Genomic DNA, 11,820 nt, shown 5'->3' with positions numbered 1-11,820 from the left:
CATCTACCTTTTTTATTTACCATTCTTCGTTTTGAAGTAGTTGTAATGCTAACTTTAAATCTACATCTTCTTGTATATGTTCCGGAGTCCACGGGATATGTATATGCGGTTGTATGCCAATTCCGGACATTCCTTCGCCTTTATCTATAATAGAAAGCCGTGAAGTAGGGTAGTAAAGAGCGAATGTATCTGCCCATTCCATTACCGCTAAATTAGAATAATCATTTAAGCCAGCAGTAGGACGACCTATTACTTTTACTTTCAATGATTTTTTTACAACTTCTACAAAAGAATCACCAGAACTTCCGCATGTAACATCTGTTAATATCACTACTCTAGTAGGTGATTTTCTTCCGTGTATTGTTAATGATTGGAGTTCTTTTGGTAATTCAGAAGGATTAAATGTAACGAAACCTTTTTTATAATTCTTTTTTAAATCTTGAATAAATATATCTGTATATATTTTGGAAAGTTCGTCTAAAGAATCATAATCTTCCATTTCGATGTCTTTCATACGTAATTGAAAGTTTCGTTCTGTATGATTTAATTGCATTGTATCTGAAGAATCGAAAAGGGAAATCTCTTTGTCTTCGAATATGTAAGGAAGTAATTTAAAAAATGCATCATCGCTCCCGCCACGATTCAAACGCACATCTATTATTAAGTTTGGAAAAGTATTAAGCTCATCTTTATGTGAGTCTAATAATTTATTAATAGCTTCAGCATTTGTGAAGTCCGTCAAAGTAATTAAAAGTGTATCTTTATTATGCTGTTTAAATGAATAAATAGGCGTGTATTCATTTTGTTTATACTTTTGTAAAGTAATTGTTTGCGTCAATCCATCTTCATCTATAAGTGTACAATTGGATGATTTTAATAAAACATAATCCCATTTTTCGCGTTCATATGAAGTTTCGTTTAAATACTTTTTATATTTTATTAATAGCTCAGGAATTTTCATATGATCTATTGCAAGAATAGACTGTCCTTTTTTCACTCTTACTTCATGTGAAGTGGATGTAATATATAGGCGGTCTTCGTATCTTTTCACTTGGAATCCAACACTGTTAAGAGGTTGATTGTTAGAGTACATTTTGAAAAACATATGATTATCTTTAAAGTCTAGTAAGTAATCCCATACAATTTCAGTAAATTGTACGGGTGTTAGTTCTCCAAGTTTCTCTAGTTTCTCAACTGTCTGTAAATAAGTAACAGGATCGTCCCATCCTTCCTTATCTAAACAGCCTGAATAATCGTGATGAGTAATCGAAACAATTTCTTTAAAAATTTCTGTGTACACAGCTTTTCCTCCTGATAATTTAATTAGCTGAATAATAGAATTCTGTATCTTTTACGTATTATCCTTTTTTGAGATGGATAATTTAAAGGGAAATAGAGGGATGTGTTATCATCCCTCTATTAAAAATTTATTTAATTTTCTTAAATGCAAGTGGCTGCGTACTTAACATAGTTGGCACATGTAACTGAAGAGATGGGAATTCACCATTCACATTCATTTCATAAGCGAATAATAAATTCATTTTCATTTGGAATAAGTCAACTTTAGCAGAGAAGATGTCGTAATGATGATGCGCTAATTGAATATCCATCTCCATAAATTGTACATATAACGAATCATCTCGTTTGTATACTTGTAATGTCCCATAAGCAGGATGTTCAAAAGTACCAGTATAATCTTCTACCTTGTGAGAAGGTGTAGTTCCTTGAATTTGTTCAGGAAGTGATTCAGTCGCTTCTTTCATCATTTCCTTCATTTTTTCAGTATCTTCTACGGCACGTTTATGCCAATCAATGGATTCTAATTCAAGTAGTTCGTCATAAATTTGATTAGCGAGATAAGTAGGAAGTAATGTACCTCCAGCATTCGTTAATATAACAAGACCCACATTTTCATTTGGCATGAATGAAACAAGCGCTGAAAATCCATCAATATTACCGCCATGATGAATCACCTTTTTACCACGATAAGCGCTTATAAACCAACCAAGACCGTAACTATTTAATGGAGATTCAGGAAGTGATAAAACTGGTTGATCTGGAATGGAATTATGTGGTGTAAACAATTGTTGTAATAATTCAGGAGAGATTAGCTCGTGATCTCCAAATTTCCCTTTGTTTAAGTGAAGAAGTACCCAATTTGCCATATCTTTAATTGTAGAATTAATACACCCAGCAGCGCCAACTGTATCGATGTTACGGAATGGAACTTCTTTAATTTCACCTTCCTTTTCAACGTAAGGTAAAGCGTAATCATCTGTAGTTTGTGAATCTGTAACAGAGAAGTTTGTTTGATCCATATTTAAAGGATCTAAAATATGCTCTGTAACGTATTGTTCCCACGTTTGATTCGTAATGTTTTCTACAATATAACTCATTGTTGCATACATTAAGTTGTTATAAAGGAATGCTGTACGGAACGGAGCATCAAGTGATAAATGTTTAATTTTTTCTACTAAATCTTTTCGAGTTAAAGAAGAGCTGTACCAAAGAGCATCATGACGACTTACCCCAGTGCGATGAGAAGCTAAGTCTCGTCCTGTAACTTGTGAGCTAGCAAGTAGTTCAGATAAAGAGAAGTTAGGTATATAAGTCTGGACAGGACTATCCCAATTAAATTTTTGTTGCTGTGCTAATAAACTTAATGAAAGAGTGCCAAAAGCTTTCGTTGAGGAACCAATTGCGAACCGAGTATTCGGTGTAACAGCCTCTTTTGTCTCTATATTACGATAGCCGAAACCTTCTGAAATAATAACTTCACCGTCTTTTATAATAGCTACAGCAGCACCAGGAACATGTAAATCCTTCATCATTTTTTCAACCGTTGTTTGTAAAGAAGTCATAACAGGAGTTTCAATTTTAGACATACTTCTAACCTCCAAATATAAATTTTGTTCTACCGCACTATACTTTCGGTAATAGAAAATAAAAACCTTTTTAAATATGGAAAGTTAATAATTTTGTAAGAATGAATGAAATTATTATTTATTTAGAATTTTATTTTTATTATAATTAATTTAAATTAAGATTTAGAAGAGATGGTGAAGAAGTGTGCTAACAATAAAGAGAGTGCTTTGCGATAATAAAAAAAATCCGATAGGTATGGATTCAAAAGTTGTGAAAACGAGTTGGCAGCTTGAGTCGAGGAACCGAAATGTAAAACAAATTGCTTATCAATTGCAGGTTGCGAAGGATAGAGATTTTGAGATTATAATGTTTGATTCGCAAAAAGTAGAAACAGATCAAAGTATACATGTACCAGTCAATTCATTTTCATATAAAGCAGAGACGCGTTATTTTTACCGGGTAAAGGTATGGGATAATTACGGAGAAGAATCATCTTGGTCTAAAGTTGCATTTTGGGAGACTGGATTACAAGGGCAAGATAACTGGAGCGGAAATTGGATTGCTGCGAAAAAAGAGTGCACGCAAGTTATGTCCTTTAAAAAAAGATTTTCTATTAAAAAATTAGTTAAAAAAGCACGTTTATATATTACTAGTTTAGGATTATACAAGGCTTCTATAAATGGAGAACGTATTGGAGATTGCTATTTTACTCCCGGATGGACAAGTTATGATAAAAGGGTATTGTATCAAACATATGATATAACGCATGTATTAAAAATTGGGCAAAATGATATTTCTGTACTGGTAGGTAATGGCTGGTATAAGGGGCCGATTACCGTGCATCATGTACGTAATTATTATGGGAAAAGACGAGCAATAATTGCTCAATTACATATAACCTATGAAGATGGAACGAAAGAAAAAATTGTAACGGATGAAACATGGAAGGTAACTTCAAGCCCAATTTTGTACTCAGAAATTTATGAAGGAGAAGTTTATGATGCTAGGCTAGAAGAAAGTGAACAAGTGCTAGAAGATGTTGAAATAATTGAGCATTCCAAACAAATAATTGTTTCGCAAAAAAATGAATCAATTCGTAAAATGTTAATTATAAAACCTATCTCTATTTCAAAACTACCAAATCATGAATGGCTTATTGATATGGGGCAAAATATGGTGGGTTGGGTTCAATTTATAGTCCGTCATGTTTATAGTGGCCAAAAGATAGAATTGAATCACGCTGAAATATTGGATAAAGACGGTAGTTTTTACGCTGGAAATCTCCGCAAGGCAAAACAAAAAATAGTGTATATAGCAAAAGGAGAAGAGGAGGAAACGTTTGAACCTCATTTTACATATCAAGGCTTTAGGTATGTGAAGGTAAGTGGATTAACCCAGCCGCCTCAAATAGCAGATTTCGAAGGGATTGTATTGCATACAGATATGGAAAAAGCGACTGGATTTGAAACGTCTAATCCATTAATCAATCAACTTCATCAAAATGTGGAATGGTCTCAAAGAGGGAACTTTTTTGATGTGCCAACCGATTGTCCGCAGCGAGATGATCGACTTGGATGGACAGGAGATGCACAAATGTTCATTGGAACAGCTGCGCAAATTATGAATGTACAATTGTTCTTTAAAAAGTGGCTCCAAGATTTATCATTAGACCAAAATAAAAACGGAGCTGTGCCTTTAGTTATTCCAGATGCTTTTGGGAAAAGAGAGGATTTTGATTTACATACTTCTGGTGGTTGGGGCGATGCAGCAATTATATGTCCATGGGTTCATTATTTGCATTACGGAGATGTATCAATTTTAAAAGAACAATATGACAGTATGAAGAAGTATATAGATTACATACGTTCACAAGGTGAGAACGAGTATTTATGGCATACAGGCTATCATTTAGGGGATTGGCTTGCATTAGATACGAAACCCGATGTATATGAAGGCGGAACAGATAAGTATTTTATTGCGACGGCTTTTTATGCATATTCAACATCGCTTGTACAAAAAATTGCTGAGATTTTAGGTGAAAAAACAGATGCTACGTTTTATAAAGAATTACATGGAAATATTGTTCAAGCGTTTCAAAATGAATTCGTTACACCAAATGGTAGGTTAATTTCGAATACACAAACAGCCCACATACTAGTACTTCTTTTTGAACTAGTGAAAGATAATGTGAAGGAGAAAGTATTTAATCGCTTAATTGAGCTTTTAAAAGAAAGTAAAAATCATTTAACAACTGGTTTTATAGGAACACCGTATTTAAATTTAATATTAAGCAAGTTTAACCGTCATGACCTTGCTTGTAAGCTTCTATTTCATGAAGATTATCCATCATGGTTATATCAAGTGAAACAAGGTGCCACAACGATTTGGGAACATTGGGATGGCATGAAAGAGGATGGAACACTTTGGAATGATAGTATGAATTCGTACAATCATTACGCATATGGCTCTATCGTTGAATGGATATACCGATATATTGTTGGATTAGAAGTGGATGAAGCTAAACCTGCATATAAACATTTTTATGTACAACCACATTTTGATTCGAATTTAGAATGGGTTAAAGTAAAACGTGAAACAGTTTATGGAGAAATTAAGATTGAGTGGCGTTTAGAAAAGGAACAAGCCTTTTTACATATTTCTATACCACCTAATACGAGTGCTACATTAAGGATGGACGAAACAAGTTGGAAATCGGAACATAACATTGAAAGGGCTTTAGGATCAGGGGATTATACATTTACATTTTTTAAAAATATATTGAAGTAGAATTCTGTTTATATAGAAATATTTTTTATTGATTTGGATTATTAAATTCACTGTTTTTCATGTTATGATAAATTCCATATAAGATTGAAAGAAGGGTTTACTACATATGAAACATGCTGAATATGAATACTTAAATTTATGCCGCCATGTAATGGAGCATGGTACGAAGAAAGAAGATCGTACAGGGACAGGCACTGTATCTGTATTTGGATATCAAATGCGTTTTGATCTAAGTAAAGGTTTTCCTTTATTAACGACAAAGAGAGTGCCGTTTCGCCTTGTAGCAAGTGAGCTGCTTTGGTTTATGAAAGGTGATACAAATATTCGCTATTTATTGCAGCATAATAATAACATTTGGAATGAATGGGCATTTAAGAGCTGGGTAGAAAGCGATGAGTATACTGGTCCTGATATGACTGATTTCGGTCTTCGCTCACAACAAGATGAGGAATTTAAAGTACAGTACGATGAGCAAATGGAATTGTTTAAAAAGAACGTTTTAGAAGATGATGATTTCTCAAATAAATATGGTTATTTAGGAGACGTATACGGTAAGCAGTGGCGTGCTTGGAAAACGACAGCTGGTGAGACGCTTGATCAATTAAAAGATGTAATTGAAATGATTAAAAAAACACCAGACTCACGTCGCCTCATTGTATCTGCTTGGAATCCTGAAGATGTACCAAGTATGGCATTACCACCTTGTCATACGCTATTCCAGTTTTATGTAGCAGACGGTAAACTATCTTGTCAGCTATATCAAAGAAGTGGGGATATATTCCTTGGAATACCATTTAACATTGCAAGTTACTCCCTACTAACACATTTAATTGCACATGAATGCGGACTTGAAGTTGGAGAATTTGTTCATACAATTGGAGATGCACACATTTATACGAATCATTTTGAGCAAGTAGAAAAGCAATTGGCACGTGAACCGCGTCCGTTCCCGAAACTTACATTAAATCCAGATGTGAAATCTGTGTTTGATTTTGAAATGGAAGATTTAACGATTGAAGGATATGATCCACACCCAGCAATTAAAGCACCGGTTGCAGTATAATTGTAGAGGAGATGAAAAGATGATTGTTTCATTTATGGTTGCAATGGACGAGAATAGAGTAATTGGTAAAGATAATAATTTACCTTGGCGTTTACCGAGTGAATTACAATATGTAAAGAAAACAACAATGGGTCATTCGCTTATTATGGGAAGAAAAAACTATGAAGCGATTGGTAGACCACTGCCTGGAAGACGTAATATCATTGTAACTCGTAATGAAGGGTATCATGTTGAAGGCTGTGAAGTAGCACATTCTGTAGAAGAAGTGTTTGAACTATGCAAAAATGAAGAGGAAATTTTTATTTTTGGCGGAGCGCAAATTTATGATCTCTTTTTACCTTACGTAGACAAGTTATATATTACAAAAATCCATCATGCATTTGAAGGAGATACATTCTTCCCAGAAATGGATATGACAAATTGGAAAGAAATTTTTGTTGAAAAAGGTTTAACGGATGAAAAAAATCCGTATATGTACTATTATCATGTATATGAAAAGCGACAATAATAATAGAGGTTGATGTGAATATTCGCATCAATCTTTTTATTTGTATCCATCAATATAGGTTTATAGATGAGATTCGATAGTGCTATAATGAATGGTAGCATGTAAAAATGCTAAAATTTTCTAAAGTATTTGTGTAGAAAGAGGAGGAGAATCGATTGAGAAAGATATGGGGGATTCTTTTTCTTTGCTTAACATTCATGTTAGTTGGATGTGGTAAAGAAGAAAAACCACAAGAAGCGTTTGATACATATGCAAAATCATGGAATAAACAAAAATTTGCAGAAATGTATGATCAATTATCAGAAAAGGCAAAAAAAGATATTTCAAAGAAAGAATTCACTGAGAAATATGAAAAAATTTATGCTGGCATTGAAGTGAAAGATTTAAAAGTAGAAACAGGGGAAGTAAAAGAAGATAAAAAAGATGAAGGTCCTGTTCCTTTTAAAGTAAGCATGGATACAGTGGGTGGAAAAATCACTTTTGGCCATGAAGCAAAAATGGTGAAAGAAAAAGATGGAGATAAAGAATCTTGGAAAGTAGATTGGACTCCTGATTTTATATTCCCAGGTATGACGAAAGATAGTAAAGTGCGTATGCAAACGACACAACCGAAGCGCGGAGAAATATATGACCGTAACGGTAAATATCTTGCGGTAAATGGTAAAGCCTCTGAAATCGGAATGATTCCTGAACAGTTAGGGGATGCTGCTCCGCAAACGAAAGAAACGGTAGCGAAGTTGCTAAATATGTCTGTAGAAGAAATTGATCAAAAACTAGCAGCTAAATGGGTAAAACCAAATTACCTTGTACCAATGGGAATATTGCCTGAAGGAGCAACACAAAATATGTACATAGATTTACCGGGTATTGCAACAAAACCAGTAAATGTTCGTACATATCCGTTAGGGGAAGCTGCAGCACATCTTACTGGTTATATTGGAAAAGTGAATGCTGAAGATTTAAAAACGCTACAAAAGAAAGGCTATCAAGCAGATGATCCAGTAGGTAAAGCTGGTTTAGAGCAAGTACTGGAAGAAAAGCTACGCGGTAAAAAAGGTGGTCGTGTCTTCGTAGAAGATGCACAAGGAAAAGAAATTAAAAATTTAGCAAAAACAGATGCTGTTGATGGAGAAAATGTAACTTTAACGATTGATAGTGCTGTTCAAGAAAAAACTTATAATGAAATGAAAGGCGAGGCGGGTTCAAGTGCGGCAATTAATCCGAAAAGTGGAGAAACACTTGCACTTGTAAGTAGCCCAGCATATGATCCCAACATAATTGCAAGAGGTACATCAAAAGCACAACGTGAAGCGTGGAATAATGATCCGAAAAAACCGATGACGAATCGATTTACACAATTATCAGTTCCAGGATCTGTATTTAAGCCGATTACAGCTGCAATCGGTCTTGAAACGAAAACAATTGATCCAAAAGAAGAGTTGAAAATTGAAGGATTAAAATGGACAAAAGATTCTTCTTGGGGTAATTATTATGTAACGCGTGTAAAAGATGCAAATCCGATTGATTTTGATAAGGCGATGAAATACTCGGATAATATTTATTTCGCACAAGAAGCTTTGAAAATCGGGAAAGATAAATTTATGAGTGAAGCGAAAAAGTTCGGATTCGATGAGAAATTACCAATTGAATATGGATTCCCAGCTTCTAAAATCGCAAATGATGGTATTAAAAATGATATTCAAATGGCAGACACAGGTTATGGACAAGGGCAAGTATTAATGACTCCAATCCATCTAGCATTAACGTACGCACCAATTGTTAATGATGGAAATATACCTTCTCCATATATTATTAAAACAGATAAGCAACCAAAAGTTTGGAAAGAGAATGTAATTTCAAAAGGCAATCAGGATATATTAAAAACTGCTATGACGAAAGTAATTAATGATCCAGATGGTACTGGGAAAATTGCTAAGATTGATGGAATGACTCTTGCTGGAAAAACAGGTACAGCCGAATTAAAAGTATCAAAAGAGGCCGAAGGAAAAGAACTAGGCTGGTTCGCTGCATTTGATTTAAATTCACCAGATATGGTCATTACGATGATGATTGAAGATGTAAAAGGTAGAGGCGGAAGTAACATTCCTGCTGAAAAAGTGAAACATGTTTTTCAAAAATAGAAATTGAGGAAAACTATCTCCATGAAATGTGGAGGTAGTTTTTTTGTTTTACGAAAAATGTATTGAAGATATTAATTTATTAACTTACGAAAAAAAAGTAGCTATTTTTTATTGACATTAATTATGACTTTTTGTATTATACTTACATAAGGTAAGTTATTTACTTCCGAATTATAAATCTCAAATTAAAGATAAAATGTATAAAAGGGAGAGAATACAATGACAAAAGTACTATTTATTACAGCAAATCCAAATTCAGCAGAAGGTTCTTTCGGAATGGCAGTAGGGGAAGCTTTCATCGAAGCTTACAAAAATGAACATCCACAAGATGAAGTGGTAACAATTGATTTATTCAACACTACAGTACCAGCAATTGATGCAGATGTATTTGCTGCTTGGGGTAAATTTGCAGCAGGTGAAGGATTTGAAACTTTAACTGAAGTTCAACAACAAAAAGTAGCAGCAATGAACACAAACTTAGAAACATTTATGCATGCAGATCGTTATGTATTCGTAACTCCAATGTGGAACTTTAGCTATCCACCAGTAGTAAAAGCATACTTAGATAACTTAGCAATCGCAGGTAAAACATTCAAGTATACTGAAAATGGTCCAGTTGGCTTATTAGAAGGCAAAAAAGCACTTCACATTCAAGCGACAGGTGGCGTTTATTCTGAAGGAGCATACGCAGCTGTAGACTTCGGCCGCAATCACTTAAAAACAGTATTAGGATTCATCGGTGTAAATGATACTGAATATATTGCAGTTGAAGGTATGAATGCCAACCCTGAAAAAGCACCAGAAATTAAAGAAGCAGCAATTGCTAATGCTCGTGAATTAGCAAAACGTTTCTAATATAGAATACTTAAAAATGTCCAAGCACTTGTTGTTTGGACATTTTTTCTTCTTTTTCCTTCGTTTGTCTAGTATAATGAAGGTCGGAATGATAATAGGTGGGGGTTCTGTATGATTCAAACGTTTTTTAAAATCTTTTATTTAATTTTAATCGTAATTGCGATTACACCGAGAATGTGGCGTCTGAAAAGACAAGTAACTAAGATGTCGCCACAAGAAAAAGATAATGTTGTGTATAAAACGACAAATTGGTTTGGTAAGAAAATGGTACGTGTAGCTGGTGGGGCAGTTGAAGTAAAGGGACTGGAAAATGTTCCAAAAGATAAGCCGGTACTAGTTGTAAGTAATCATCAGAGTAATATGGATATTCCTGTTTTACTAGGTTACTTAAATAAACCAATTGGATTCGTTTCAAAAGCAGAGATTAAGAAGTTTCCAGTTGTACCAACCTGGATGGAACTTATGAATTGTGTATTTATGAATCGTAATGATCGTCGTCAATCACTTCAAGCGATTAAAGATGGTATTGAGCTGTTAAAGAATGGACATTCTATCGTAATCTTCCCAGAAGGGACGAGAAGTAAGGGTGGCGAAATTGGAGAGTTTAAGGCTGGGAGTTTTCACCTTGCAGTAAAATCTGGTGTAGCAATCTTACCTGTAACATTAGATGGGACGTATAAAATGTTTGAAGCAAATGGAAACCGCATGAAACGAGCTCATGCAACTGTAACAATTTCTAAGCCGATTACACCTGAAGAGTATGCGAATATGGATATTAAAGAGTTAACGAAGCATACACAGGATGTTATCGCATCACAATTACATAAGCAATAAAAAAGGTTTCAGCTTATATAAGCTGAAACCTTTTTTTATGCTGTAGGTAAGACATAAAAGAGTACGCAGAAAAACATCATTGCACTACCACCTAAAACGAAAAGATGCCAAATGGCATGATTGAAAGGCAACTTTTCCCAAAGAAAGAATATAGCCCCTACAGAATATAAAATTCCGCCCGCTAAAAGTAGTGAAAAACCATGTCCAGTTAGATTTTCATAAAGTGGTTTAATAGCAACGATTATAAGCCATCCCATAATGATATAACATAACGTTGATGCTTTAATAAAGCGACGTACAAAGAAAATTTTGAAGATGATACCCCCGATTGCTAGTGTCCATATAATAGCGAGTAACGTCCAGCCTAATGGTCCACGAAGCGTAATCAGTAAAAAAGGAGTATATGTGCCAGCGATTAATAAATAAATGGCTGAGTGATCTAGTATAGTAAATAATTTTTCTACTTTTGGATGGTGAATGCTATGTAACAATGTCGAAAACAAGTACAGTAAGAACATGCTTACACCATAAACCGTAAATGCAACTACAGCAGATGCGGTACCATGCTTAGAGGCATGAATAATCAATATGATTAAGGCAGGGATGCTTAAAATGGCACCGATACCATGTGTAATTGCATTTGCAATTTCTTCTTTCACAAAATGTGTCATTCGTGTCATTTTTTCAGTCATAATGCAAATCCTTTCTACTATCATAAAATAATATGTCGTTTCCCTTACCATATCATACACAAGGGCAATAGAAAA

Annotated in this window: 9 protein-coding genes; 6 read left to right on the top strand and 3 right to left on the bottom strand. The window is 34.3% G+C overall.

Features of this window, described 5'->3' with window-relative positions; translation table 11 throughout:
* Positions 1–16: 16 nt before the first annotated feature.
* A complete protein-coding gene (locus F8162_RS23780; RefSeq protein ID WP_151630579.1) occupies positions 17–1,300 on the bottom strand; it encodes a S41 family peptidase in 1,284 nt (427 codons plus the stop codon).
* Between the two features lie 127 nt (positions 1,301–1,427).
* Complete coding sequence (locus F8162_RS23775; protein ID WP_151630578.1) at positions 1,428–2,885, bottom strand: serine hydrolase; 1,458 nt, start codon at positions 2,883–2,885, stop codon at positions 1,428–1,430.
* 184 nt (positions 2,886–3,069) lie between these two features.
* On the opposite strand from F8162_RS23775, the gene F8162_RS23770 reads away from it, so the two are divergent.
* From F8162_RS23770 to F8162_RS23745, 6 genes are all read left to right on the top strand, one after another.
* A complete protein-coding gene (locus F8162_RS23770) occupies positions 3,070–5,652 on the top strand; it encodes an alpha-L-rhamnosidase (protein WP_151630577.1) in 2,583 nt (860 codons plus the stop codon).
* Between the two features lie 106 nt (positions 5,653–5,758).
* On the top strand, positions 5,759–6,715 hold the full coding sequence (locus tag F8162_RS23765; RefSeq protein ID WP_002085878.1) for a thymidylate synthase: 957 nt from the start codon (positions 5,759–5,761) through the stop codon (positions 6,713–6,715).
* 19 nt (positions 6,716–6,734) lie between these two features.
* Complete coding sequence (locus F8162_RS23760; RefSeq protein ID WP_151630576.1) at positions 6,735–7,223, top strand: dihydrofolate reductase; 489 nt, start codon at positions 6,735–6,737, stop codon at positions 7,221–7,223.
* A gap of 155 nt (positions 7,224–7,378) precedes the next feature.
* Positions 7,379–9,364, top strand: a complete 1,986-nt coding sequence (pbpC, locus tag F8162_RS23755; RefSeq protein ID WP_151630575.1) for a penicillin-binding protein 3 — start codon at positions 7,379–7,381, stop codon at positions 9,362–9,364.
* 219 nt (positions 9,365–9,583) lie between these two features.
* Positions 9,584–10,219: an FMN-dependent NADH-azoreductase gene (locus F8162_RS23750; protein WP_151630574.1), complete on the top strand. Its 636-nt coding sequence runs from the start codon at positions 9,584–9,586 to the stop codon at positions 10,217–10,219.
* A 111-nt stretch (positions 10,220–10,330) separates the two neighbouring features.
* On the top strand, positions 10,331–11,053 hold the full coding sequence (locus tag F8162_RS23745) for a lysophospholipid acyltransferase family protein (protein WP_151630573.1): 723 nt from the start codon (positions 10,331–10,333) through the stop codon (positions 11,051–11,053).
* Between the two features lie 35 nt (positions 11,054–11,088).
* On the opposite strand, the gene trhA is transcribed toward F8162_RS23745, so the two are convergent.
* On the bottom strand, positions 11,089–11,745 hold the full coding sequence (gene trhA, locus F8162_RS23740) for a PAQR family membrane homeostasis protein TrhA (RefSeq protein ID WP_000136877.1): 657 nt from the start codon (positions 11,743–11,745) through the stop codon (positions 11,089–11,091).
* Positions 11,746–11,820: the final 75 nt, after the last annotated feature.

Source organism: Bacillus sp. CH140a_4T (assembly GCF_008923725.1).
Taxonomy (GTDB): Bacteria; Bacillota; Bacilli; order Bacillales; family Bacillaceae_G; genus Bacillus_A.
This window is presented reverse-complemented; position numbering and strand designations above follow the sequence as displayed.

Bases quoted from the DNA above. Each gene is read 5' to 3' on its own strand.
- F8162_RS23775 (WP_151630578.1), bottom strand. From the start codon at position 2,885: ATGTCTAAAATTGAAACTCCTGTTATGACTTCTTTACAAACAACGGTT.
- F8162_RS23765 (WP_002085878.1), top strand. From the start codon at position 5,759: ATGAAACATGCTGAATATGAATACTTAAATTTATGCCGCCATGTAATG.
- F8162_RS23760 (WP_151630576.1), top strand. From the start codon at position 6,735: ATGATTGTTTCATTTATGGTTGCAATGGACGAGAATAGAGTAATTGGT.
- F8162_RS23750 (WP_151630574.1), top strand. From the start codon at position 9,584: ATGACAAAAGTACTATTTATTACAGCAAATCCAAATTCAGCAGAAGGT.
- F8162_RS23745 (WP_151630573.1), top strand. From the start codon at position 10,331: ATGATTCAAACGTTTTTTAAAATCTTTTATTTAATTTTAATCGTAATT.
- trhA (WP_000136877.1), bottom strand. From the start codon at position 11,745: ATGACTGAAAAAATGACACGAATGACACATTTTGTGAAAGAAGAAATT.